The following is a 24,728-nucleotide window of genomic DNA, read 5'->3' on the forward strand; positions in this document are numbered from 1 at the left end:
CAGGGTGTTCTCGTTTGCCCTGAGCGTGCAGGAGGGCAATGCCGGCTCGGGGCGTCGACGCCTTGTGTCGGATGGCCAGGAGAGATCGAGCATGAACGAAGCGAACCTTCATCCACAGCGCGAAATCGGCGCGCTCCGCTCGCGCATCCGCGACGACTGTTTCGCCGACGAGGCAGCGGTGCTGGGCAGGCTGGTCGACCGCATCAAGCTGTCGGAGCACGGTCGCCGAAAGGTGGCCGCCGTCGGCGCCGGATTCGTGGAGCGCGTGCGCAAGGAAACCTCGCCCTCGATGATGGAGGCATTCCTCGCCGAATACGGACTCTCCACCGCCGAGGGCGTCGGCCTGATGTGCCTGGCAGAGGCGCTGCTGCGCGTTCCCGATGCGGAAACCATCGACGACCTCATCCACGACAAGATCGAGCCGTCCGACTGGGGCGCACACCTCGGCAAGTCATCCTCGCCGCTGGTCAATGCTTCGACCTGGGCACTGATGCTGACCGGCAAGGTGCTCGATGACGACCCCAAGGGGCCGGTGCGGGCCTTGCGCGGCCTGGTGCGGCGGGTGGGCGAGCCGCTGGTCCGCACCGCGGTCGCCCAGTCGATGAAGATCCTCGGCCGCCAGTTCGTGCTCGGCCAGACCATCGAGGAGGGCATGAAGAACGCCCGCGAACTCGAGAAGCAGGGCTACACCTATTCGTATGACATGCTGGGCGAGGCGGCGCGGACCGATGAGGACGCCGTCCGCTATCACGCGGCCTACGCCCGGGCGATCAGCGCGATCGCCGGCCAGGCCAAGGGTGAGGTGCGATCCAGCCCCGGCATCTCGGTGAAGCTGTCGGCCCTGCATCCGCGCTACGAATACACCCACCGCGACACGGTCATCGCCGAACTCGTCCCGCGCGCGCTGGACCTGGCGAAGCAGGCGGCCAAGGCCAACATCGGCTTCAACATCGACGCCGAGGAGCAGGACCGGCTGGAACTCTCACTCGACGTGATCGAGGCGCTGCTGCCCGACCCCGCTCTCGCCGGCTGGGACGGATTCGGGATCGTGGTCCAGGCCTACGGGCGCCGCGCCGCAGCGGTGATCGAGGCGCTCTACGCCCTTGCCGAGCGGCTCGATCGCAAGATCATGGTGCGGCTGGTGAAAGGCGCCTACTGGGATAGCGAGATCAAGCTGGCGCAGGAGCTGGGCGTAGAGACTTTCCCCTTGTTCACCCGCAAGGTCAGCACCGATGTCAGCTACATGGCCTGCGCGCAGATGCTGCTCGATCGCCGTGACCGCATCTATCCGCAGTTCGCGACCCACAATGCCCATACCTGCGCCGCGGTGCTGGCCATGGCCGGCCATGACAAGGACAGCTTCGAGTTCCAGCGCCTGCACGGCATGGGCGAGTCGCTGCATCAGATCGTCAAGCAGTCGGAGGGGACGCGTTGCCGGATCTACGCGCCGGTCGGCGCGCACCGCGACCTGCTGGCCTATCTGGTGCGTCGTCTGCTGGAGAACGGGGCGAACTCCTCGTTCGTGAACCAGGTGGTGGACCCCGCCATTCCTCCCAGTGAGATCGCGCGCGACCCGGTGAGCGAGCTGCAGCGCCTGGGCGATGCCATCGCCAATCCGTCGATCCGCCCGCCCGCCGAGCTGTTCGCGCCCGAGCGCAAGAACTCGCGTGGCTACCGGATCAACGAACCCGCCTCGATCCTGCCGCTGCTGAAGGCGCGGGAGGCGTTCGCCGACGCGACCTGGACCGCCGGGCCCATGCTGGCAGGCTGCCCGGCGCCGCGGGGGCCGGCGCGCGATGTCGCGTCGCCGGCCGACCGTTCGCGGGTCGTGGGCAAGGTGCATGAGGCGACGCCGGACGAGGTGGCGGCCGCCCTCGACGCCGCCGAGGAAGGCTTCCGCGTCTGGTCGGCGCGTCCGGCGGCGGAGCGGGCCGAGGTGCTGCGCCGCACCGCCGAGCTCTACGAGGAACACGTCGCCGAGCTGATCGCGATCACCACGCGCGAGGCCGGCAAGACGCTGTCCGACAGCATTGCCGAGGTGCGCGAGGCGGTGGACTTCCTGCGCTACTACGCCAACGAGGGCGAGCGGCTGGAAGCGGAAGAGACGGGGCGTGGCCGCGGCATCTTCGTCTGCATCAGCCCGTGGAACTTTCCCCTGGCCATCACCACAGGCCAGATCGCCGCGGCGCTGGTGGCCGGCAATGCGGTGCTCGCCAAGCCCGCGGAGCAGACGCCCCTGATCGCCGCCCGTGCCGTCGAGCTGATGCGCGAGGCCGGCCTGCCGGAGGCGGCGCTGCAGCTGCTGCCCGGCGACGGGCCGACGGTAGGCGGGCCGCTGACCAGCGATCCGCGGATCGCCGGCGTCTGCTTCACCGGCTCGACCCCGGTGGCGCAGATCATCCACAAGGCCCTGGCGCAGAACGCGGGGCCGGATGCGGTGCTGATCGCCGAGACCGGCGGACTGAATGCGATGATCGTGGACTCCACCGCGCTCACCGAGCAGGCGGTGCGCGACATCCTGATCTCGTCCTTCCAGTCGGCCGGCCAGCGGTGTTCGGCGCTCAGGATGCTGTACGTCCAGGAAGAGGCGCGCGACCGGCTGCTCGACATGCTCTACGGCGCCATGGACGCGCTCACCATCGGCGACCCCTGGAACACCGCCACCGACGTGTCGCCGGTGATCGATGCCGACGCCCAGAACGACATCAGCGCCTATGTGGCGGCGCAAGAAAAGGCCGGCAAGGTGCTGAAGAAGCTGTCTGCGCCCGGCGTCGGGACCTTCGTCACCCCCGCCGTGGTCGAGGTCGGGGGCATCGAGGATCTCGAGCGCGAGATCTTCGGCCCCGTGCTGCACGTGGCCAGCTTCAAGGCACGCGACATCGACAAGGTGGTCGACGCAATCAATGCCAGGGGATTCGGGCTGACCTTCGGACTGCATACCCGGATCGACGACCGCGTGCAGCAGGTCGTCGAGCGTCTGCATGTCGGCAACGTCTACGTCAACCGCAGCCAGATCGGCGCCATCGTCGGCTCCCAGCCGTTCGGCGGCGAGGGCCTTTCAGGCACCGGGCCCAAGGCCGGCGGCCCGCACTACGTCACCCGCTTCCGCCGCACGGCCGCCGTCGAGCAGCACGACGCGCCAAAGGGGAGGGCCGTGCCACTCGGGGAGCTCCAGTCGGCCCTCGACGGGCTGGACGCAAGCAACTGGGCGGCGCGACCCGATCGCGTCGCGGTGCTGCGCAAGACGCTGAGTGGCAAGGGCGGGCTGATCCGCAAGGCCCTTAACGAGACCGCGGCCTTCGACATGACGCCGCAGACGCTTCCAGGGCCGACGGGGGAGAGCAATCGCTTGTCGCTGTATCCGAAGGGGCCCGTGCTCTGCCTCGGGCCCACCCCGGAGATCGCGCTTGCCCAGGCGGTGCAGGCCCTCGGTGCGGGCTGCGCCGCTGTGCTCGTCGCGCCGGACGTGAAGCAGTCCGTGCGCCCGCTGATCGATGCCGGGGCGCCGGTCGCCGCGCTCGACGGCGTCGTCACCGCCGAGACGCTGGGCGCGGTCCGGGGGATCGCGGCGGTGGCCGCGGCGGGCGCCAGCGACTGGACTCGCGAGCTGCGCATCGCGCTCGCCAGGCGCGACGGCGCCATCGTACCGCTCGAGACCCAGACCATCGCGCCGGAACGCTACGTGGTGGAACGCCATCTGTGCATCGACACCACCGCGGCGGGTGGCAACGCGAGCCTGCTGGCAACGGCGGGGTAGACGCCGCGTTGCCCGCAGGCTTCAGGCTCGACGGCTTGCCAGGTCGGGGGCTAGGCCATCGAACCCAAATGGCCCCAGACGGGCTGGGTGCCCTGGTTTGGAGGGGGCAGCAGGTTGCCACGGGTGGCTGACGGCAGCCGACCCTTACGGAAAGCTTTCCATAAGGGTCGGGCTGAGACGTTGGCCTCGGCGGCCTCGGGCAGCAGCAACAGTCATCCTTTCAGGGAGAGGAAGCCGGTTGCAGCGCAATGATGGCCATGCCGGCAAGCGCGACGCCGGCGCCTGCGATATCCCAGCGGGTCAGTGCAATGCCATCCACGACGCGAAGCCACACCAAGGCGACCGCGATGTACATTCCACCGTAAGCAGCATAGGTTCGCCCGGCCGCCGTCGGGTGTAGCGTCAGCAACCAGGCGAAGGCGGCCAGCGACAGCGCTGCGGGCACGAGCAGCCAGGCACTCCTGCCCTGCTTCAACACGAGCCAGGGCAGATAGCAGCCGACGATCCCGGCCATTGGTCGTCCTCGAATCCGTGGTGCGCACGGGCTAACGACGCTACGCTGCGGCGCTCGAGCGGACGGCAATGACCAGTGCGGTCAGGACGAAAGCACCGGCGACGGAGAAGGCGAGCGCGCTGACATAGCCGGGCAAGCCCAAGCCGGCGGACAGGCGAGGCAGTGTGAAGGCACCCAGCCGCATCGCCACCAGGCCGGCAACGGCCATGCGCTGGGGACCGAAGCGATCCACCAGGCGGCCGGCAGGCAGGCCCGACAGCGTGGCCACGAGGGGGCCGGACGACATCACCAGACCGACCCGCGCCGCATCCAGTTCGAACGCACTGGCGAGATAGAACGGGCCGACCACCAGCGTTGCCATCACCACCGCAGTGACGAGGGCGCTCATTGCAAACCCGGCGCTGAGCGGCCTCTGCCGGAACAGGGTCAGCCGCAGCAGCGGTGCTTGTGTCCGCGCTTCGCGCCACACGAACAGGCCGCCACCGACGATGGCCGTCAGGAGCAGCATGCCGTTGAGGAGCCTAGAACTGCCCTTGTTGATCGTCATCGCCAACGCATAGGCGGCCGCGTCAGCGCGAGTACGACGACGCCCGTCGTGTCGAAGGCCGTCCGCGGGATCGCGACCGGCCGTACATCGGCCGGGCTACGTTCGCAATGCTGGTGCCCAGCGAGGACAGCAACATTGACAGCGACAGGCCGGCCATTGCCCGCCGTACGGCCGCGTTCTGCGGCGCCATCACCACCGCCGGTGAATCCAGTCTGTTCATGCAGCGCACCGCAGGGTTCGTGAGCTCATACGGGATGGCTGCGGAACCGGCCATTGACCATGCCTGCCGAGCGGCGCGGGTTGATGTCAATCGATGCGAAGATTCAATGCGCCCGCGACGACGTCTGGAAGTACCTCCTCGGTTGATCAAGGCTCCGACCTGATCGGGGTGGGGCCAGATCGACACCCGTTTGCCGGTTCAGCGGGCGGACTCCGGCTCGGCGAGTAGGGGGCGAGCTGTCGGCCGAGCCGGATCGCCTCGGCCGACAGATCAGGCCTTCCAGTGCCCCGACTTGCCGCCCAGCTTCTCCGTCAACTGGATGCCCTCCATGCGCATGCCGCGATCGACCGCCTTGCACATGTCGTAGATGGTGAGGAGTCCCACGTTGACCGCCGTCAGCGCTTCCATCTCCACCCCGGTGCGGCCGACCGTTTCGGCGGTCACGGTGCACTGGATGGCGGAGCCGGCCTCGTCGGGCTCGAAGTCCACCGCCACCCGGGTGAGCGGAATCGGGTGGCACAGCGGGATCAGCTCGCTGGTGCGCTTGGAGGCCTGGATGGCGGCGATGCGCGCGATGCCGAGCACGTCGCCCTTCTGCGCGCTGCCCGATTTCACCATCGCGAAGGTCTCGGGGCGCATCGTGATGCGGCCGGTGGCGACCGCCACGCGGCGGGTTTCGACCTTGGCGCCGACGTCGACCATGTGGGCCTGGCCGTCGGCGTCGAAGTGGGTCAGCGGGGAGGGGGCTTGTGCATTCATGAGACCTCTGCAGGGCAGGGGCCGAGCGCGATGTGTGCCGCGTGAGTGCCAGGGCGGGACGGCAGAACACACCGATACATCGGGCAGGGGAACGGGTTCGGATCGGCGGGTATCATAGCACCCGATGATGCGCCGACCTCTTGCCCTGCTGCTCAGCCTGGCGCTGGCCCTGCCAGCGCCTCTGCCTGTACTTGCCTACGATCTGCCCGATCTGGGCGACGTCGCGGCGTCCGAGCTTTCCCCCGCCGCCGAGCGCCGGATCGGCGAGCAGATCATCAGCCAGATCCGCTGGCGCGATGCCGCTTATCTGGACGATCCCGAGGTCGAGGAATACGTCAATCGCCTCGGCCATCGGCTGGCGGCAGCCAGCAACAATCCGGCGCAGGACTTCGACTTCTTCGTCGTGCGCGACCCCACGCTCAACGCCTTTGCGCTGCCGGGCGGTTACATCGGCGTGCACACTGGCCTGCTGCTGGCGGCGCAGACCGAGTCCGAGTTCGCGTCGGTGCTGGGGCACGAGATCGCCCACGTCACCCAGCGCCACATCGCGCAGATCGTCGGCAAGCAGAGCCAGTCGGCCATGCTGATGGTGGCCTCGCTGCTGGTGGCGGTGCTGGCCGCGCGCAGCAACTCGGACGTGAGCCAGGCGGCGATCGCCGCCGGCCAGGCGGGCGCGATCCAGTCGCAGCTCGGCTACACCCGGGCCTTCGAGCGCGAGGCCGACCGTGTGGGCCTCGAGACTCTGCATGGCGCCGGGCTGGACGTGCGCGGCATGCCGAGCTTCTTCGAGCGCCTGCAGCGCGCCACGCGCATGTACGAGAACAACGCGCCGGCCTATCTGCGTACCCACCCGCTGACCACCGAGCGCATTGCCGACATGGAGAACCGCGTCACCGCGATGCCTTATCGCCAGGTGCTGGATTCGCCCGATTTCGGCTACGTGCGCGCCAAGCTGCGGGCCAGCGCCGGCCAGCCGGCGGATGCGGTGCGCGACATGGAGGACCTGCTCGCCCGCAGCCCGCAGGACGAGGCCGTCGCCTACGGCCTGGCGCGGGCCTTGCTCCGTGCGGGGCGGGCCGACGAGGCGGCGCGGCAGATCGAGGCCTTGCGCGCGCGCGCGGCGCCTTCGCCCTGGCTGGCCTCGCTCGCGGCCGAGATCAGCCTGGCGCGCAGGCAGGCCCCGGCTGCGATCCGCACGCTCGAGGCCGCGCAGCAGCAGTTTCCCGCTCATCGCAGCCTGGTCTACCTGCTTGCCGAGGCGCGCATCCAGGGCGGTCAGGCCGAGCAGGCGGCGACGGGGGTGCGGCGCATGATCGACACCCGCAGCGCCGACCCGCGCCTGTGGCAGTTGCTGTCGCGCGCCAATGCCGAGCTGGGCCGGCGCACCGCGCAGCATCGGGCCCAGGCCGAGGTCTACGTGTTGCGCGGCAGCCTGCCGGCGGCGATCGAGCAGCTCGAGATCGCGCGGCGGGCGGGCGACGGCGATTTCTACGAGCTGTCGGCCGTCGATGCGCGGCTGCGCGAGCTGCAGCAGCGCCTGCTCGAGGAGCGGCGCGAGCGCTGAGCGTGGCGGCTGCCCTGAGGGGTCTGCCGTGCTGCGCCTGGCCGCCAGCGCTGCTCGGCAAGGGCGGTGCGCGCCTTTCGGCGTATGGCGGCATCCATTAGAATCATGGGCCCGAACAGAACCCTGGACAGAGGACAAAGGATGAATTTCGACAAGGAAGTGGATGCTCGTGGGCTGAACTGTCCCCTGCCGATCCTGCGCGCGAAGAAGATGCTCGCCGAGATGCAGTCCGGTCAGGTCGTGCGCGTGCTCGCCACCGATCCTGGCTCGGTCAAGGATTTTCAGGCCTTCGCACGGCAGACGGGCAACGAGCTGGTGGGCCAGACCGAGACGGCTGACAAGTCCTTCGAGTTCTACCTCAAGCGCAAGTAGGTCGCGACAAGCCGGCGCGATCGCGGCGCCCGCAACAAAAAAACGGGCCGCGGCCCGTTTTTTGTTGGGGGCGCAGGCGTTGTGCGCGCCCGGCGTCAGCCGCCCAGCTTGGTCAGCTGCGGCTTGAGCTTGTCGAGCGTGGCCTTGAAGCCTGCCAGGCGCTCGCGCTCCTGGGCGACGACCGCGGCCGGGGCGCGGTCGACGAAGCTGGCGTTGCCGAGCTTGCCTTCAGCCTTGGCGATCTCGCCCTCGAGACGGACGATCTCCTTCTTGAGGCGTTCGCGCTCGGCGCCAACGTCGATCTCCACCTTCAGCATCAGGCGGGTTTCGCCGGCCACCGCCACCGGCGCGAGCTCCTCGGCGCCGATCTCGTCGACCACCTGTACCTCCGACAGCTTGGCCAGGCCGGCGAGGTAGGGCGCATACACCGCCAGCGCCGCCTTGTCGCCCGCGGCCACCAGCGGCAGGCGCTGGGCGGGGGAGATGTTCATCTCGCCGCGCAGGTTGCGGCAGGCGTAGATCATCGCCTTGAGTTCGGCGACTCTGGCCTCGGCGGCCTCGTCGATGCGGCCCAGGTCGGCCTGCGGGTAGCGCACGCGCATGATGCTGTCGCCGTCCTTGCGCCCGGCGAGCGGCGCCACCGTCTGCCACAGCTCCTCGGTGATGAAGGGGATCAGCGGGTGCGCGAGGCGCAGCACGGTCTCGAGCACGCGCAGCAGCGTGCGGCGGGTGGCGCGTTGTTGCTCGGGCGTACCGCTCTGGATTTGCACCTTGGCGAGCTCGAGATACCAGTCGCAGTACTCGTCCCACACGAACTCATACACCGCGCGCGCGACGAGGTCGAAGCGGTAGGCGGCGAAGTGTTCGGCCACCTCAGCCTCGGTGCGCTGCAGGCGGGAGACGATCCAGCGGTCGGCAAAGGAGAAGTCGAGGTAGCCGCCGGGCACGCACTGGTCGGCACCGTGATCGCCCAGGCCGCAGTCCTGGCCTTCGGTGTTCATCAGCACGAAGCGGGTGGCGTTCCACAGCTTGTTGCAGAAGTTGCGGTAGCCCTCGCAGCGGGCGAGGTCGAACTTGATGTCGCGGCCCGGGCTGGCCAGGCTGGCGAAGGTGAAGCGCAGCGCGTCGGTGCCGAAGGCGGGGATGCCGTCGGGGAATTCCTTGCGCGTCTTCTTCTCGATGCTCTGCGCCTGCTTGGGGTTCATCAGGCCATAGGTGCGCTTCTTGACCAGCTCGTCGAGGGCGATGCCGTCGATGAGGTCGATCGGGTCGAGCACGTTGCCCTTGGATTTCGACATCTTCTGGCCTTCCGCATCGCGGATCAGGCCGTGCACATAGACGTGCTTGAACGGGATCTTGCCGGTGATGTGCTTGGTCATCATGACCATGCGCGCCACCCAGAAGAAGATGATGTCGAAGCCGGTGACGAGCACGGTCGAGGGCAGATAGAGGTCGAGCGCGTCGTTGCTCTTCTCGGGCCACTCGGCGGTCCAGTCCAGCGTCGAGAAGGGCCACAGGGCCGAGGAATACCAGGTGTCGAGCACGTCCTCTTCCTGGCGCAGGCGGCCTTCCTCATGACGCGCGTGCAGGACCGACAGCCGCTCGGCGAGCTCGGGATAGCTTTCGGCCGTCTGGCCCTGGCGCTGGCGGGCCTGGACCTCGGCCTGGAGGCCGGCGATCTCGACTTCGAGGTCGGCCTTCCAGTGGGCGATGGCCACTTCCTCGCTCTGGGCGACGTAGATGCGGCCTTCGTCGTCATACCAGGCGGGGATGCGGTGGCCCCACCACAGCTGGCGCGAGATGCACCAGTCCTGGATGTTGTTGAGCCACTGGTTGTAGGTATTGATCCAGTTCTCGGGGTAGAAGCGGATCTCGCCCGAGGCGACGACCTCGAGCGCCTTCTGCGTGATCGACTTGCCGTCCGCGCCCGGCTTGCTCATGGCGACGAACCACTGGTCGGTGAGCATCGGCTCGATCACCACGCCGGTGCGATCGCCACGCGGCACCTGCAGCTTGTGCGCCTTGACTTCCACCAGCAGGCCGGCGGTTTCCAGATCTGCAACGATCGCGTTGCGTCCATCAAAACGGTCGAGCCCCTGGTAATTAGGCGGAATTACCAGAGATACGGCCTCATCAATTGAAGAAGCCTTTGAGCACTCCGCCATCAAGTCGTAGAGGACTGCGTGGATAGGACGCTCCTCTTCGTCGTACGCATCGTAGTTCCAGAAAATCTCCTTAGCAGATCTGACGGTGGTGGGGGAAATGATGGTCCCGTCCAACGCCAAGATGCGTATGCAAGGCATGTTGTGCCGTCCGCCCACCGCGTAGTCGTTGAAGTCGTGCGCCGGGGTGACCTTGACGCAGCCGGTGCCGAACTCGCGATCGACATAGTCGTCGGCGATGATCGGGATGTGGCGGCCGGTCAGCGGCAGTTCGACGGTCTTGCCGATGAGCTGCGCGTAGCGCTCGTCCTCGGGGTGCACCATCACCGCGACGTCGCCGAGCAGGGTCTCGGGGCGGGTGGTGGCCACCGTCAGGCCGCGCAGCTCGCCGATCGGGCCGTCGGAGAAGGGGTAGAGGATGTGGTAGAGCTTGCCGTCCTCTTCTTCGGACACCACTTCCAGGTCGGATACCGCGGTGCCGAGCTTTGGGTCCCAGTTCACCAGGCGCTTGCCGCGGTAGATCAGGCCTTCGTTGTACAGGCGAACGAAGGTCTCGGTGACGACCCGGGACAGGCCCTCGTCCATGGTGAAGCGCTCGCGCTTCCAGTCCGGGCTGGTGCCGAGCCGCCGCATCTGGCGGGTGATGGTGCCGCCCGAGTACTCCTTCCACTCCCACACCTTTTCCAGGAACTTCTCGCGGCCGAGGTCGTGACGCGAGATGCCCTGGGCGTCGAGCTGGCGCTCGACGACGATCTGGGTGGCGATGCCGGCGTGGTCGGTGCCCGGCTGCCACAGCGTGTTGTCGCCGCGCATGCGGTGGTAGCGCGTGAGCGCGTCCATGAGCGTCTGGTTGAAGCCGTGCCCCATGTGCAGCGTGCCGGTGACGTTGGGCGGCGGCAGCAGGATGCAGAAGGCGTTGGGGTTCGACGTGTCGAGCCCGGCGTCGAAATGGCCGCGGGATTCCCATTCCGGGTACCAGCGACGTTCGATGTCGGCGGGCTCGAAGCTCTTGGCCAGTTCCATGGTGTCTTTAGCGCGTGAAGGCAAAGCGCGGATTATAGCGGATGCGTCGCTGCGGCCCGTGTGCGCGCACGGGATGGGCGAGGCGCTCAGCGCGGGGTCGCCAGCGCCCAGTCGCGTGTGACCCAGTTCGGGTCGCCGAAAAGACTCTGCAGGAACTCGATCCAGGCCAGCACCTTGGTCGGCACCAGGCGCGGCGAAGGATAGACCGCGTGCATCTGCTGCCCGGGCAGCGTGTGGTGGGGCAGCAGCGGGACCAGCGCCTCGCGCACGATGGCGGGCCGGGCGAGATAGGCGGGGAGGGCGGCGATGCCCATGCCCGCGAGCGCGGCGGCAAGGATGGAGTCGATGTCGTTGGTGCGTAGCGGGCCGCTGACCGCGACCGCCACCGCGCTGTCGTCCGCCGCGCGGTAGTGCCAGCGCTGGTCGCCCTGCACGCTGCTGTACACCAGGCAGTCGTGGGTGGCGAGCTCGTGCGGGCTGACGGGCATGCCCTGGCGCTCGAGGTAGCTCGGGCTCGCCACCGTCACCCAGGGGTTGCGGCCGAGCTGGCGGCTGCCCAGCGCGGAGTCGGCCAGGCGCCCCATGCGCACGGCGACGTCGATGCCATGCTCGAGCAGGTTGAGGGTGTGGTCGTCGAGCTGCAGGTCGAAGCGCACGCCCGGGTTGCGCGCCATGAACTCGCGCGCCAGCGGCAAGATGACGTGGCGGCCGAGGCCGGCCGGGCAGGCGATGCGCAAGGGGCCAGAGATGTCCTCGCCCAGGTTGGTGACCAGGCGGTCGGCGGCCTCGAGCTCGCGCTCGATGATCTTGCAGCGCTCGTAATACAGCGCGCCGGCCTCGGTCAGCCGCATGCCGCGCGTGTTGCGGTTGAGCAGGCGCCCGCCGAGGCGCGATTCGAGCGCGGCGATGTGCTTGGTCACCGTCGGTTGCGAGAGCTTCATGTCCCGTGCGGTGCGCGAGAAGCTGCCGCTTTCGACGAGGCGGATGAACAGTTGCAGGCCGGTCAGTTTGTCCATGGCATGGGCGCGGCAGATGCCGGATTATTAATTCCGTAGAAGCATAAGCGATATTCCTTATGCAGGGTTTGCGGGCCATTTGAATGGGGGCAAGATGCGCTGACGCCACTGCCTGATGGGGGCGGAAGTCCTGCGGGTTTTCCCGTATGTAGCGCATCCGGGCGATGTTGGGGAATTCCCTAGGCATCTCTCGGAGTCACTTCGAGCGCAGGCGGCGGCTTTGTGGCAGGGAGGTTCGGCAGCTTGATTGCTGCGCTGCAGGAATAAGTGACGCTTGCACGACATTCACCACGAAGAGGGAAGGAGACACCATGAGCAAGACATTCACGCGACGCGACATGCTCAAGACCACCGCCGCCGGCGCGCTGGTGAGCGCCCCTTTCATCGGCAATGCGCAGGCCCAGGCGGGCACGACCTGGAAGGTGCAGTCGGTGTGGGATGCGGGCACCACCGGTTACCGCCTGTTCGAGACCTGGTGCAACGGCTTCAAGGAGAAGTCGGGCGGCGAGCTGACCATCCAGCCCTTCCCGGCGAAGGCCGTGGCGGCCGACAACAACTCGCTGTTCGATGCGGTGCGCAGCGGCGTGCTGCAGGGCATGAACCCCTTCACCCTGTACTGGGCGGGCAAGATCCCGGCCACCGTGTATCCGATGGGGCCGGACCAGCCGGCGCAGTGGGACACGATGTACTACGGCCTGGGGATGCTCGAGATGGCGCGCGAGATCTACGCCAAGCAGGGCCTGTACTTCGTCGGCCCCATCCACCACGACGCCAACATCATCCACTCCAAGGTGCCGATCCGCTCGGTCGATGACCTCAAGGGCAAGAAGATCCGCCTGCCGGGCGGCATGGTGGCCGAGGTGTTCCAGGCCTTCGGCTGCTCGACCGTGGCGCTGCCTGGTTCGGACATCTTCCCGGCGCTGGAGAAGGGCACGATCGACGCCGCCGACTACGTGGGGCCAGCGGTGAATTACGACCTCGGCTTCCATCAGGTCACCAAGTACATCCTGTTCGGGCCGCCGGGCACGATGAGCGTCTATCAGCCGGTCGACCTGATGGACCTCACCATCAACATGGGCGCCTGGCGTCGCCTGAACCCGAAGATGCAGCAACTGGTCGAGGACCAGGTCCGCACCTACTCGGTGACGCACTTCGTGGAGATCCAGAAGGCGAACATGGCGGCGATGACCAAGTTCCGCGAGGCGGGCTGCGAGGTGTCGCGCATGGGGCCGGACGACATCGAGAAATTCCGCAAGGCGGCGATCCCGATCTGGTTCAACTGGGCGAAGAAGGATGCGGACGCCGGACGCGTGTTCAAGATGCAGCTCGAGTTCATGAAGAACGACCTGCTCGGCTATGTGACGGACGACGATCTCAAGGGCCAGTCGCTCTGAGCTGTCGGGGTGCCGGGTCGGCCTGCGGGGCCGACCCGCTTCATTTGCGGAGCGGGACAGGATGTACGAGCTCAAGGGATTCGGCTTCGTCATGCCCCACTGGGCTTACTGGGGCTGGCTGGCGGTGATGCCGCTGCTGCTGATCGTCGCTGCCCGCGCAAAGGGCGTGCTGCCGGCGGTCAAGCACGAGGAGGGGGCGAGCGCCTTCGAGCGCGCGGTCGACTGGCTGAGCGATCGCACCGGCATGTTCGTGGCGCTGTGGAGCGTCAATGCGGTGCTCGCCTACACCTACGAGGTGGTCATGCGCTACGCCTTCAACCAGCCCACGATCTGGGTGCATGAGAGCAGCTATCTGCTGTTCGGCATGCAGTACGTGATCGCCGGCGCCTACGGCCTGCTGCATGGCGCGCACGTCCGCGTCGATGTGATCTACACCAAGCTCTCGGCGCGCGCACGCGGCGCGGTCGATGTGATCACCTCGGTCTTCTTCTTCGCCTTCGTGCTGGTGATGATCTCCACCGGCTGGCGCTTCTTCAGCGACAGCTACAACATGGGGGAGCGCTCGCTGGAGACCTGGCAGGTGCAGTACTGGCCGGTCAAGGCGACCCTGGTGCTGGGCGCGGTGCTCATCCTGCTGGCCGGCATTTCCCATCTGATCAAGGACATCCGCCGCTTCGAGCGCGCCTGTCAGGAGCACCACTGAGATGCAGCGCACCGTTGCTGACCAGGCCAGGGGAGGGCGCCCCGCCTATCGCTACACCGTCTACGGGCTCGCCCTGCTGCTCGCCGTGGTGATGGCGGTGGAGGCGGTCAACATCGCCTTCTACGACCCCTGGGGCGAGGACTACTTCCTGTTCCGCCTGCAGGGCGTGCTCGGCAACGTCGACATGGGCCCGCTGACCTGGATCATGTTCGGCTCGCTGTTCGTGCTGCTGATGGCAGGGCTGCCGCTGGCCTTCGTTGCCGGCGGCCTGGGCGTGGTCTTCCTCTACCTGGTGGGGGATGCGGCCATGCTCAACATGGTGCCGAGCCGCATCTTCCCGATGATGACCAACCCCGACCTGGCGGCGATCCCGCTGTTCATCTTCATGGCCACCATGCTCGAGCGCGCGGGGCTGATCGAGGAGATGTTCGACGCCGTGTACCAATGGATGGGCGGCCTGCGCGGCGGGCTGGCGGTGGCGACCATCCTCGCGTCGACGATCCTGGCGGCGATGGTCGGCGTGGTCGGCGCGGCGATCGTCACCATGGGCATCATCGCGCTGCCGGCAATGCTCAAGCGCCGCTACGACGAGCAGGTCGCGCTCGGCTCGATCATGGCGGGCGGCGCGCTCGGCGTGCTGATCCCGCCGTCGATCCTCGCCATCCTGTACGCGGTGGTGGCCCAGCAGTCGGTGGGCGAGCTCTACGCCGGCAGCGTGATGCCGGGCCTGATGCTGTCGGGCCTGTACATCGCCTATGTGCTGCTGCGCGCCTACCTGAACCCGGCGGTGGGGCCGGCGGTGCCGGTGGCCGAGCGTATCGGTCTGGCCGCCAAGGTCAGGCTGCTGCGCGGGCTGATCGCGCCGATCGCGCTCGTCGTCACCGTACTCGGGCTGCTGTTCACCGGCATCGCGACGCCGGTGGAGGCGGCCGGCCTGGGCTCCTTCGGCGCCATGATCGTCGCCCTGCTGCACCGGCGGCTGACGCTGGAGGGCTTGTTCGGCGCCAGCCTGTCGACGGTGAAGGCGACCGCGATGGTGCTGTGGATCATCTTCGGGGCGTCGATCTTCGTCGGCCTCTACATCCTCAAGGGCGGCCAGACCTTCATCACCGAGACCCTGCTCGGCACCGGCCTGTCGCCCTACGGCATCCTGCTGCTGATGATGGTGTTGCTGGTGATCCTGGGCATGTTCCTCGACTGGGTGGGTATCCTGCTGCTGGCGGTGCCGATCTTCGTGCCCATCATCAAGCAGCTCACCTTCGACGGCCTGTTCGGCCTGCCCGGACCGAGCCCGGACCAGGTGCTGGTGTGGTTCGGGGTGTTGTATCTGGTGAACATGCAGATGAGCTTCCTCAGCCCGCCCTTCGGCTATGCGCTGTTCTACATCCGCGGCGTGGCGCCGGCCTCGATCAGAATGGCGACGATCTTCCGCTCGTCGCTGGTGTTCCTCGCCATTCAGGTGCTGGCGCTGGCGCTGGTGGTGGTGTTCCCGGCGATCGCGACCTGGCTGCCGGGGCTGATGTACGGCAAGTAGGGCGCGCGAGGCTTGCGCGAAGGCCGCTCCGTCAGTCGTCCGAAGGCCGGTCAGGCTCCTCGTGCGGGGTGGCCTTGTGGTCCAGCAGGCTGCCGACGCGGGCCGACAGCGCGGGCAGCAGGGTGGCACGCAGGTGGGCCTGCATTTCGGCCTGCACGCGGCTGGCGAGCTGGTCGAGCTCGCGTGCAAGGATCTGCGGCATCTCCATCGCCACCCAGTTGCCGATCTCACGCGCGATCTCGGTGTCGAGCTCGACGAGGCGCTCGGCCAGCTTCGCCGACAGGGCGTCGTGCAGCGCGGCGGGGCTGGGTGTGCTCGCCGCGGCCAGCGCGGCGGCGGCGGTCGCTTCCGGCGCGGGCGGGCGCTCGAAGCCGGTCGGCGCGCGCACCGCGGTCGGCGGCAGCGGATGCGGCAGCTCGAAGTCGTCGACCACCTCGGTGAGGATGGGCAGGTCGTCGTCATCGAGCTCGGTGCCCGGGGCCCAGTCGTCGGTGCTCGCGGGTGCGGGCTGGTCGCTCTGGTGGTGACGGCGCAGCAGGGCATCGGCCTGGTTGAGCAGGTCGTCGGCGCGAGTGAGCTCGTCGTCGGGCGGCAAGGCGGGCCACTCTCTCATGCCTGCGGCCTCACAGGGCGACCCTCAGTTCGGCGTCGAAGGCCTTGAGCTCGCAGCCGCGCTGCTTGTACGTGCCCCAGCGCGCCCGTGCAGGCAGCCTGTCGGCCTCGGCCTGGCCGACGATCTCGACCAGCAGGCGAAAACGATCGAAACCCGGCGGGACGTCGTCGGCGAGATTGAACATCATGTCGGCATGGGGCCAGGCCTCGTCGCCGCCGGCGGCGGCGAGCACGACCGGCGTCTCGGCCGCGAGCGGGGAGTCGATTGGCACGTGGGGCAGGAAGGACAGGGCCTCCCGTGTCCACAGCAACTGGTCGAAGCGCTTCAGGCTGGCGGCGTCCGGCAGCCGCACCGCGGCCTTGCGCCCGCGCTCCAGCGCCCGCCCGACCAGCTCGCCGGCGAGGGCGAGGCGGTCGGGCGTGTTGTGATAGAAGTGGACGCGGGTGTTCATGCAAGCCGCGGTACGGGCGCCGCTCAGCTCGAACTGCCGTGCGTGCGGCCGATCAGGAACTCGGACAGCAACGGCACCGGGCGGCCGGTGGCGCCCTTGGCGTCGCCCGACACCCAGGCGGTGCCGGCGATGTCGAGGTGTGCCCACTTGTAGGCCTTGGTGAAGCGCGCCAGGAAGCAGGCCGCGGTAATGGTGCCGGCGTAGCGGCCGCCGATGTTGCCCATGTCGGCAAAGTTGCTCTTGAGCAGCTCCTGGTACTCGTCCCACAGCGGCAACTGCCAGGCGCGGTCGCCGGATTCGGTGCCGCGCTTGAGGATCTCGGCGGCGAGCTCGTCGTCATTGGCGAGCAGGCCGCTCGGGATCTTGCCAAGCGCGACCACGCAGGCGCCGGTCAGGGTGGCGATGTCGATCACGCACTCGGGCTTGAAGCGCTCGGCGTAGGTCAGCGCGTCGCACAGGATCAGACGGCCCTCGGCGTCGGTGTTGAGCACCTCGATGGTCTGGCCCGACATCGAGGTGACCACGTCGCCGGGCTTGGTGGCTGCGCCGCCGGGCATGTTCTCGGTGGTAGGGATGAGGCCGACGACGTTGATCGGCAGGCCCATCTGCGCGATCGCCTTGAAGGTGCCGAGCACGCTGGCGGCGCCGCACATGTCGTACTTCATCTCGTCCATCTCGGCGGCGGGCTTGAGCGAGATGCCGCCGGTGTCGAAGGTGATGCCCTTGCCGACCAGCACGATCGGCTTGGCCTTCGCCTTGCCGCCCTTGTATTCCATGACGATGAACTTGGGCGGCTGGTGCGAGCCGCGCGCCACCGACAGCAGGGAGCCCATGCCGAGCTTTTCCATGTCGGCGCGCTCGAGCACCTCGACGTCGAACTTGTACTGCTTGCCCAGCGCCTCGGCGGTCTCGGCGAGGTGGGTGGGGGTGCAGATGTTGCCCGGCAGGTTGCCCAGGTCCTTGGCCAGCGCCATGCCGGTGGCGACGGCGTGGCCGCGCAGCACGGCGGTGTCGAGTTCGGCGCTCAGCTCGGTGCTGACGAGCATGGCGAGCTTCTTCACACCGCGGTGTTTCTTGTCCTTCCTGTCCTTGTCGGACTTGAGGGCGTCGAAGCGGTAGGCGCCGTCGGCGAGGAGGCGGGCGGCCTGCTGCAGGCGCCAGGCCTGGCTGCGGCCAGCGAGCTCGACGTCGGCCAGGGTCAGCACCGCGTCCTTGGCGGCGCTGGCGGCGAGCGCCTTGGCTGCCGCGGCGAGCGCGTCGCGGTAGGCCTTGTCGCTGAACTCGTCTTCCTTGCCCAGGCTGACGAGCAGCACGCGCTCGGCGTGGGTGCCGGCGAGCTCGGGCATGAGCAGGGTGGCGCCGGCCTTGTCGTCGAGATCGCCACGCTTGATCAGGGCTGCGATGCGGCCTTCGGCGGCGCCATCGACCGCCGCGGTGAGCGCCGGCAGCCTGCCGCCGGCAAAGGCGCCGAGTACCAGCAGGCCGGTCTTGAGCTTCGCCGGGCTGCCGGTCTTTATGGTAAATTCCATCCGCTTTTTCCTTTAAGAAACGCTTGGTTCGGATTGCCAGCGATTATGGCCCGTACGCGAGCGGGGCGTCAAAATCGCTTCCCGACGACATCGGCTGCGGGCGCACTCCGGGCTTCTCCTTCGCCTTCATAACTCGGTTTCATAAGATTCGCCCGATGATCTTCCGGCGCGCCCTGCAACGGGAATTCGCCCAGACGGCGGCCGCGGTGTTCGTGGCGCTGTTCGCGATCCTGATTTCCACCGTGCTCATCCGCCTGCTCGGGCAGGCGGCGGGCGGGCGCGTGCCGGCCGATGCGGTCGCTGCGCTGATCGGCTTTGGCGCCCTCGCGCAGCTGCCCACGGTGCTGACGCTGACCCTCTTCATCGCCATCCTGGTGTCGCTGTCGCGCAGCTACCGCGACAGCGAGATGGTGGTGTGGTTTGCCTCCGGCGTGCCGCTCACGGCCTGGATCGCTCCGGTGCTGATGTTCGCCGTGCCGCTGGTGGTGGTGATCGGCGCCGGCTCGCTGTACCTGGCGCCCTGGTCCCAGCTCAAGAGCGCCGAATATCGCCAGTTGCTCGAGAGCCGCGACGACACCCACCGTGTTGCGCCCGGCGTATTCCGCGAATCGTCGGGCGCGCAGCGGGTGTTTTTCGTCGAGGTGGGGGCGGGCGAGGACGGTCGCGTGCGCAACGTCTTCGTCAGCGAGCAGACGCGCGACGGCGGGCTGGTGGTCATCGTGTCGGCGGAGGGTTACCTGCGCAGCGACGAGGAAGGGCGGCGCTTCGTCGTGCTCGAGAAGGGCCGGCGCTACGATGGCCAGCCCGGCACGCCGCAGTATCGGGTGATGGAGTTCGAGCGCTACGAGGTGCTGGTCGAGCAGGCCAGGGCCGTGGGCGCGCCGTCGCGGATTCGCGCGCTGCCGACGGCGGCGCTGCTGGCGGCGCCCGAGAAGCCGGCACTGGGCGAACTGCTCGGGCGCGTCGGCGCGCCGCTGGTGGCGCTGTTGCTGGCCTTGCTGGCGATTCCGCTGTCCTTCGTCAATCCGCGCGCCGGACGGGCCAACAACATGCTGGTGGCGCTGCTGGTGTACCTTTTCTATAGCAATGCGATCTCGGTCTTCCAGTCCTGGGTGGCGCAAGGGCGCATCGGCTTTGCCACCGGTCTGCTGCTGCCTCATCTGGTGGTGCTGGGCGTGCTGGCGTTGATGTTCTACAAGCGTCTGGCGATCTCGCCCTTCTGGCGGAGGCGGGTATGAGTGCCGTGCTGCTGCGCTACCTCGCGCGCGAGATCTTCGGCGCCACGGCCCTCGTGCTGGTGGCCTTCCTGGGCTTGTTCGCCTTCTTCGACTTCATCAACGAACTCGAGGACGTGGGCAAGGGCGGCTATACGCTCTACCAGGCGGTGGTGTTCGTCCTGCTCACGCTGCCGGCGCGGGTCTATGAGCTGATGCCGATCGCGGTGCTGATCGGCACCCTGTATGCGCTGGCGACGCTGGCGCGGCATTCCGAGATCACCGTGATGCGGGCGGCCGGCATGTCGAACCTGACGCTGGTGCGCATGCTCGGCATCATCGGCGCCGTCTTCGTCGTGCTTACCTTCGCCATCGGCGAGTACATCGCGCCGCCGGCCGAGAACGCCGCGCAGGAATGGAAGCTCACCGCCACCAAGGCGACCGTGTCGCAGCAACTGCGCTCGGGCCTGTGGGTGAAGGATGGCCGCCTCGTCATCAACGTGCGCACCCTGATGCCGGATCGCACGATGCGCAACGCCCGCGTGTATGCCTTCGGCGAGGACTATGAATTGCTGTCGATCAGCGAGGCCAAGCGCGGGGTGTACGACGGCTCGGGTGAATGGAAGCTGCTTGAGGTGTCGCGCACGAACTTCCTCGGTGAGCGCACCGAAGTCGAGAAGCTGCCCGAGATCGGCTGGCGCTCCGACCTCACGCCGGAGGTGCTGAGCGTGCTGATGGTGGCGCCCGAGCACATGCCCTTCGGCAAGCTGTGGTCCTATATCAGCCACCTGCGGGACAACAACCAGAACGCCGACCGCTTCGAGATCGCGCTGTGGAAGAAGGTGGTCTACCCCTTCGCGGCGCTGGTGATGATGGCGCTGGCGATGCCTTTCGGCTTCATCCATGACCGCATGGGCGGGGCCAGTGCGCGCATCTTCATGGGCGTGATGCTGGGCGTCGGCTTCCATCTGCTCAACGGCCTGTTCTCCAACCTGGGCATGATCAACGCCTGGCCGCCGATCATGGCGGCGCTCACTCCCAGCCTGATCTTCCTGGGTGCGGCGGCCTGGATGCTGCACTACGTCGAGCGCCGCTGACGCGGCGGCGGTGGGGCAGGCACAAAAAAACGGGCCGAAGCCCGTTTTTTTGCCGCTGTCTTGCCGGGACCGGCAATCAGCCTTGCTGCTGGGCAGCGCGCTTGGCAGCGGCGGCCTTGTAATCCAGCTTTTCCTTGATACGTGCCGACTTGCCCGAACGCTGGCGCAGGTAGTAGAGCTTGGCGCGGCGGACATCGCCGCGGCGCTTCACTTCGACGCCGGCCACCAGCGGCGAGTAGGTCTGGAACGTGCGCTCGACGCCTTCGCCCGAGGAGATCTTGCGGACGATGAAGGAGGAGTTCAGGCCCCGGTTGCGCTTGGCGATGACCACGCCTTCATAGGCCTGAAGACGCTCGCGCGTGCCTTCCTTGACCTTCACCTGCACGATCACGGTGTCGCCGGGACCGAATTCGGGGATGGTCTTGCCCTCGGAAACGCGGGCCATCTCTTCCTGTTCGAGTTGCTGAAGCAGGTTCATTGCAAAACTCCGTCTATGTTATCGGCCTTTGCCTGGGGGCATCGGCCTGGCAGCAGAGCAGGTCGCAACCTGATGCCTGCCGTTTGTAATCGGGCCTTCAGATGTACTGCGTGTGCAGCACGTCGTCTGCCCCGGCTTGCTCCTGCCTGAATTCCTCAAGCAGTTTCAATTCGGTCTTGCTCAGCGGCCGCGCCGCCAGCAGGTCTGGCCGGCGCAGCCAGGTGCGGCCCAGCGATTGCTTGAGCCGCCAGCGGCGGATCGCCGCATGGTTGCCCGACAACAGGACCTCGGGCACGCGTTGGTCCTCGTACAGCTCTGGCCGCGTGTAGTGCGGACAGTCCAGCAGGCCGTCGACGAAGGAGTCTTCCTGCGCCGAACCGGCGGTATTCAATGCGCCGGGCAGTTGCCGCACGATCGCGTCGAGCAGCACCATCGCCGGCAATTCCCCGCCCGACAGCACGAAGTCGCCGAGCGAGAGTTCTTCATCGACCTCGCGGTCGATCAGGCGCTGATCGACGCCTTCGTAGCGGCCGCACAACAGCACCAGGCCGGGCTCGGCAGCAAGTTCCATCACCACCGTCTGATCCAGCCTGCGACCTTGCGGCGACAGGTAGATCACGCGGCCGGCGCTGCCGTGCGCGCTCCGCTGCGCGCTGCGTGCCGTGGCGATCGCCTGTGCCAGCGGTTCGGCCAGCATCACCATGCCCGGCCCACCCCCATAGGGGCGGTCATCGACCGTGCGGTGCGGATCGTGGGTGAAGTCACGGGGGTTGTGGAACCCCAGCTCGTACAGCCCGCGCTCCTTCGCCCGCCGCGTGATGCCGCTCGCGGTGAGGGCGGCGAACATCTCCGGGAACAGCGTGATCACGTCATAGCGACGCAGTCCCGCCGACAAACCCATGGGCGGCATCGCCTGCTGCGCTCCGCCGTCTACCAATCTTTTTCCCAGCTCACCCGTATGCGCCGGGCGGCGAGGTCGACATCGAGGACGTAGGCGGCGACGAAGGGGATCAGCCGCTCGGTCGCGTCCTCACCTTCGCCGTCCTGCACCTGCAGCACGTCGTGCGCGCCGGTCGACAGCAGTCCGCTGACCGTTCCCAGTGCCTCGCCGGCTTCGTTGTCGACGGCCAGGCCCACCAGGTCGCCCCAGTAGTACTCGCCTTCCGCGGTGGCGGGCAGGGCCTCGCGCGGCGCGGCAATGTAATAGCCGTCGATCGCCTCGGCCGCGTTGCGGTCGGGGATCTCCGCCAGCGCGGCAACCAGCCCCTTGCCGTGCACGCGGCACGCGTTGAGCGTGTATTGCTTCCACTGCGCGTCCGGCGCCGTGTCGTCGCGGCTGAGCCACCAGTACGACATCTTGCGCCAGGAAGCCGGGTCGTCACCGAAGGGGTGAATCTTGACCCAGCCCTGAACGCCAAAAGGGGCGACGATGCGCCCCAGTACGATCATGCCTCGTTCCGCCGCAGCAGACAGACGCTGATCAGGCTGCAGCCTTGGCGGCCTGCTTGACCAGGCGGGCAACCGTCGGCGACAGCTGGGCGCCGTTCTGCTCCCAGTAGGCCAGGCGTTCGGTGTTGACCACGAGGCCCTTTTCGGCGCCCGAGGCGATCGGGTTGTAGTAGCCCACGCGCTCGATGAAGCGACCGTCACGACGATTGCGGGAATCGGCGACAACCATGTTGAAGAACGGGCGCTTTTTGGCGCCACCACGGGCAAGGCGAATGACGACCATCTGATTTTCCTGATCGGTAGATGCGAAAAACGTCGGAGTATAAGGTATGGACCGCCGCTGGGCAAGGACTCGTCGGCGATTCATCGGTGCGCCGGCGTGGGGCGGGCTGCTGCCTGCTCCACGCCGGGCGCGCGGTGGCGCTGCGGATCAGCGTGCAGCGTGGATCGGGTCGGTGACCCCGAGCACGTAGATCGCGATCGTGCCCAGGGTGCCGGCGGCGATCAGGTAGTACAGCGTGGGCAGGATGGTCTTGCGCAAGGTCGTGCCTTCGCGGCCGAGCAGGCCCACGGTGGCCGAGGCGGCGACGACGTTGTGGATGGCGATCATGTTGCCCGCGGCCGCGCCGACCGACTGCAGCGCCACCATCATCGCCCCCGACACGCCGAGCAGGCCGGCGGTGTTGAACTGGAACTGCGACAGCATCAGGTTGGACACCGTGTTGGAGCCGGCGATATAGGCCCCGAGCGCACCCACCCAGGGGGCGAAGAAGGGATACACGCCGCCGACGCTGTCGGCCACCAGTTGCGCCATCGCCACCGGCATCGAGGCCAGGCCGGAGGCATTGACGCCCGAGTTGATGAGGATACGCACCATCGGGATCGTGAAGATGAGCACGAAGCCGGCGCCGAGCAGGGTCTTGCTCGACTCGCCCACCGCCTTCGCCAGCTCACGGCCGTGCATGCGATGCAGGAAGAAGGTCAGCAGCACGACGAACACCAGGATGCCGCCGGGCAGGTAGAGCGGCTCGATGTTGCCGCTGATGCCCTTCTCGCCGAGGATGTCGACCCAGCCGAACTTGATGCTCAGCAGGAAGGCCTTGAGCTCGGGGATGACGCGGGTGGCCACCAGTACCGCGGCCAGCAGCAGGTAGGGCGCCCACGCCATCGGCGTGGAGATCGGCGTCTTGCCCGCAATCTGGTCGAGCTTCATCTCGAACTTGCCCATCCACTCGGACGGCCATTCCTTGGGCGGGGCGAAGTCCCAGTTCTCCTTGGGCAGCAGGAAGCCGCGCTTGGCCGCCGGCACGACGATGGCCAGGCCGACCATGGCACCGATCATCGACGGGAACTCGGGGCCGAGGAAGACGCCGGCGAGCATGTAGGGCAGGCCGAAGCTGACCGCGGTGAAGATCGCGAACGGCGCCACCACCAGGCCCTCGGCCCAGGACTTGTTGCGGCCGAAGAAGCGCGTCATCACCATGACCATGATCAGCGGCATGAAGATGCCGACCAGGGCGTGGACGATGGCGACGCGGCCGGTGATCAGCATGAAGAAGCTGTCCCAGTCGCCGCCCACCGCCGCCAGCTGGGCGGTGATGCCGCTACGGTCGAGGCCGGCACCGACGCCGACGATGATCGGCGTGCCCACCGCGCCGAAGGACACCGGGGTGGATTGCACCATCATGCCCAGCACCACGGCGGCCAGCGCCGGAAAGCCGAGCGCCACCAGCAGCGGGGCGGCCACCGCGGCCGGCGTGCCGAAGCCCGATGCGCCCTCGATGAAGCAGCCGAACAGCCAGGCCACGATCAGCGCCTGCACGCGGCGGTCGGGGCTGATGTTGGAGAAGCCGCGGCGGATGGCGGCGATGCCGCCCGAGTGCTTGAGGGTGTTGAGCAGCAGGATGGCGCCGAAGATGATCCACAGGATCGACACGGTCAGGATCAGGCCCTGCAGGGTCGAGGCCAGCACCCGGTTGAAACTCATGTCCCAGGCGAAGAGGCCGATCAAGGCCGTGATCACATACACCATGGGCATGGCGTGCCGCGCCGGCCAGCGAAAGCCGATCAGCAGCACGCCGGCGAGCACCAGTGGCAGGAATGCCAGCAGTGAGAGCGTGGTTTGATTCATTGGGAAAAGTCTCCTTGTCTTCGTTTTTGATCAAGCGGGGGTGCGGCCTGCGGTTGGAGCGGGAAGTTGGGGAGCAAGGTGGCGTTGCGGAAGGAGGCTTCCCCTTCTGCAACGCCGCGCGATGCCATCAGCCGCCGGACTGGGCCTTGAACTGCTGGCGATAGCGGTGCAGCAGCGGCTCGGTGTAGCCGCTGGGCTGGG

General features: G+C 67.8%; 21 protein-coding genes. 8 read left to right on the plus strand and 13 right to left on the minus strand.

Annotated features, from left to right (window positions below):
• The first annotated feature begins 91 nt into the window (after window positions 1-91).
• Window positions 92-3,757 carry a bifunctional proline dehydrogenase/L-glutamate gamma-semialdehyde dehydrogenase PutA gene (putA, locus tag ACMV5O_RS17625; protein WP_416164698.1) on the plus strand — a complete coding sequence of 1,222 codons (3,666 nt, stop codon included), beginning with the start codon at window positions 92-94 and terminating at the stop codon, window positions 3,755-3,757.
• A 220-nt stretch (window positions 3,758-3,977) separates the two neighbouring features.
• On the opposite strand, the gene ACMV5O_RS17630 is transcribed toward putA, so the two are convergent.
• The 3 genes from ACMV5O_RS17630 to moaC form a co-directional block, all read right to left on the minus strand.
• Window positions 3,978-4,271 carry a YnfA family protein gene (locus tag ACMV5O_RS17630; protein ID WP_416164699.1) on the minus strand — a complete coding sequence of 98 codons (294 nt, stop codon included), beginning with the start codon at window positions 4,269-4,271 and terminating at the stop codon, window positions 3,978-3,980.
• A 40-nt stretch (window positions 4,272-4,311) separates the two neighbouring features.
• Entirely contained in the window at window positions 4,312-4,818 is a 507-nt protein-coding gene (locus tag ACMV5O_RS17635) for a hypothetical protein (RefSeq protein WP_416164700.1), read from the minus strand.
• A gap of 490 nt (window positions 4,819-5,308) precedes the next feature.
• Window positions 5,309-5,797, minus strand: a complete 489-nt coding sequence (moaC, locus tag ACMV5O_RS17640; RefSeq protein ID WP_416164701.1) for a cyclic pyranopterin monophosphate synthase MoaC — start codon at window positions 5,795-5,797, stop codon at window positions 5,309-5,311.
• Window positions 5,798-5,921: 124 nt separating this feature from the next.
• On the opposite strand from moaC, the gene ACMV5O_RS17645 reads away from it, so the two are divergent.
• Together ACMV5O_RS17645 and ACMV5O_RS17650 are read left to right on the plus strand one after the other, a co-directional pair.
• Entirely contained in the window at window positions 5,922-7,361 is a 1,440-nt protein-coding gene (locus ACMV5O_RS17645; RefSeq protein ID WP_416164702.1) for a M48 family metalloprotease, read from the plus strand.
• A 141-nt stretch (window positions 7,362-7,502) separates the two neighbouring features.
• The gene (locus ACMV5O_RS17650) at window positions 7,503-7,733 is read left to right on the plus strand and encodes a sulfurtransferase TusA family protein (RefSeq protein ID WP_416164703.1); all 231 of its coding nucleotides are present in this window, start codon (window positions 7,503-7,505) and stop codon (window positions 7,731-7,733) included.
• A gap of 95 nt (window positions 7,734-7,828) precedes the next feature.
• On the opposite strand, the gene ACMV5O_RS17655 is transcribed toward ACMV5O_RS17650, so the two are convergent.
• Both ACMV5O_RS17655 and ACMV5O_RS17660 read right to left on the minus strand, forming a co-directional pair.
• On the minus strand, window positions 7,829-10,918 hold the full coding sequence (locus ACMV5O_RS17655) for a valine--tRNA ligase (RefSeq protein WP_416164704.1): 3,090 nt from the start codon (window positions 10,916-10,918) through the stop codon (window positions 7,829-7,831).
• A gap of 86 nt (window positions 10,919-11,004) precedes the next feature.
• Window positions 11,005-11,934, minus strand: a complete 930-nt coding sequence (locus ACMV5O_RS17660) for a LysR substrate-binding domain-containing protein (RefSeq protein ID WP_416164705.1) — start codon at window positions 11,932-11,934, stop codon at window positions 11,005-11,007.
• Between the two features lie 311 nt (window positions 11,935-12,245).
• Between ACMV5O_RS17660 and dctP the strand changes: the two genes are divergently transcribed.
• The 3 genes from dctP to ACMV5O_RS17675 all read left to right on the plus strand — a co-directional run bounded on the left by dctP (window position 12,246) and on the right by ACMV5O_RS17675 (window position 15,565).
• Complete coding sequence (dctP, locus tag ACMV5O_RS17665; RefSeq protein ID WP_416164706.1) at window positions 12,246-13,328, plus strand: TRAP transporter substrate-binding protein DctP; 1,083 nt, start codon at window positions 12,246-12,248, stop codon at window positions 13,326-13,328.
• Window positions 13,329-13,389: 61 nt separating this feature from the next.
• Complete coding sequence (locus ACMV5O_RS17670; RefSeq protein ID WP_416164707.1) at window positions 13,390-14,031, plus strand: TRAP transporter small permease subunit; 642 nt, start codon at window positions 13,390-13,392, stop codon at window positions 14,029-14,031.
• A gap of 1 nt (window position 14,032) precedes the next feature.
• Window positions 14,033-15,565 carry a TRAP transporter large permease gene (locus tag ACMV5O_RS17675; RefSeq protein WP_416164708.1) on the plus strand — a complete coding sequence of 511 codons (1,533 nt, stop codon included), beginning with the start codon at window positions 14,033-14,035 and terminating at the stop codon, window positions 15,563-15,565.
• Window positions 15,566-15,596: 31 nt separating this feature from the next.
• Here ACMV5O_RS17675 and ACMV5O_RS17680 read toward each other — a convergent pair whose 3' ends face one another.
• Genes ACMV5O_RS17680 through ACMV5O_RS17690 form a run of 3 tightly spaced genes read right to left on the minus strand, consistent with a single transcriptional unit; the run spans window position 15,597 to window position 18,158 of the window.
• The gene (locus ACMV5O_RS17680; protein ID WP_416164709.1) at window positions 15,597-16,178 is read right to left on the minus strand and encodes a hypothetical protein; all 582 of its coding nucleotides are present in this window, start codon (window positions 16,176-16,178) and stop codon (window positions 15,597-15,599) included.
• 10 nt (window positions 16,179-16,188) lie between these two features.
• The gene (locus ACMV5O_RS17685) at window positions 16,189-16,629 is read right to left on the minus strand and encodes a DNA polymerase III subunit chi (RefSeq protein ID WP_416164710.1); all 441 of its coding nucleotides are present in this window, start codon (window positions 16,627-16,629) and stop codon (window positions 16,189-16,191) included.
• 23 nt (window positions 16,630-16,652) lie between these two features.
• Window positions 16,653-18,158: a leucyl aminopeptidase gene (locus ACMV5O_RS17690; RefSeq protein WP_416164711.1), complete on the minus strand. Its 1,506-nt coding sequence runs from the start codon at window positions 18,156-18,158 to the stop codon at window positions 16,653-16,655.
• Window positions 18,159-18,313: 155 nt separating this feature from the next.
• On the opposite strand from ACMV5O_RS17690, the gene lptF reads away from it, so the two are divergent.
• The gene (gene lptF, locus ACMV5O_RS17695) at window positions 18,314-19,396 is read left to right on the plus strand and encodes an LPS export ABC transporter permease LptF (RefSeq protein WP_416164712.1); all 1,083 of its coding nucleotides are present in this window, start codon (window positions 18,314-18,316) and stop codon (window positions 19,394-19,396) included.
• Window positions 19,393-20,469 (plus strand): LPS export ABC transporter permease LptG, encoded by a 1,077-nt coding sequence (gene lptG / locus ACMV5O_RS17700; RefSeq protein ID WP_416164713.1) that lies wholly within the window; start codon window positions 19,393-19,395, stop codon window positions 20,467-20,469. The genes lptF and lptG overlap by 4 nt, the downstream gene beginning before the upstream one ends.
• 76 nt (window positions 20,470-20,545) lie before the next feature.
• On the opposite strand, the gene rplS is transcribed toward lptG, so the two are convergent.
• From rplS to ACMV5O_RS17725, 5 genes are all read right to left on the minus strand, one after another.
• The gene (gene rplS, locus ACMV5O_RS17705) at window positions 20,546-20,947 is read right to left on the minus strand and encodes a 50S ribosomal protein L19 (protein WP_324541487.1); all 402 of its coding nucleotides are present in this window, start codon (window positions 20,945-20,947) and stop codon (window positions 20,546-20,548) included.
• Window positions 20,948-21,044: 97 nt separating this feature from the next.
• Window positions 21,045-21,848: a tRNA (guanosine(37)-N1)-methyltransferase TrmD gene (gene trmD / locus ACMV5O_RS17710; protein WP_416164714.1), complete on the minus strand. Its 804-nt coding sequence runs from the start codon at window positions 21,846-21,848 to the stop codon at window positions 21,045-21,047.
• Between the two features lie 29 nt (window positions 21,849-21,877).
• Window positions 21,878-22,396, minus strand: coding sequence for a ribosome maturation factor RimM (gene rimM / locus ACMV5O_RS17715; RefSeq protein WP_416164715.1), 519 nt, complete (start codon window positions 22,394-22,396; stop codon window positions 21,878-21,880).
• Window positions 22,397-22,427: 31 nt separating this feature from the next.
• Window positions 22,428-22,679 (minus strand): 30S ribosomal protein S16, encoded by a 252-nt coding sequence (rpsP, locus tag ACMV5O_RS17720; protein ID WP_002923624.1) that lies wholly within the window; start codon window positions 22,677-22,679, stop codon window positions 22,428-22,430.
• Window positions 22,680-22,826: 147 nt separating this feature from the next.
• On the minus strand, window positions 22,827-24,527 hold the full coding sequence (locus ACMV5O_RS17725) for an L-lactate permease (RefSeq protein WP_416164716.1): 1,701 nt from the start codon (window positions 24,525-24,527) through the stop codon (window positions 22,827-22,829).
• Window positions 24,528-24,728 lie beyond the last annotated feature (201 nt).

Source organism: Thauera sp. WH-1 (assembly GCF_047806685.1).
Lineage (GTDB): Bacteria > Pseudomonadota > Gammaproteobacteria > Burkholderiales > Rhodocyclaceae > Thauera.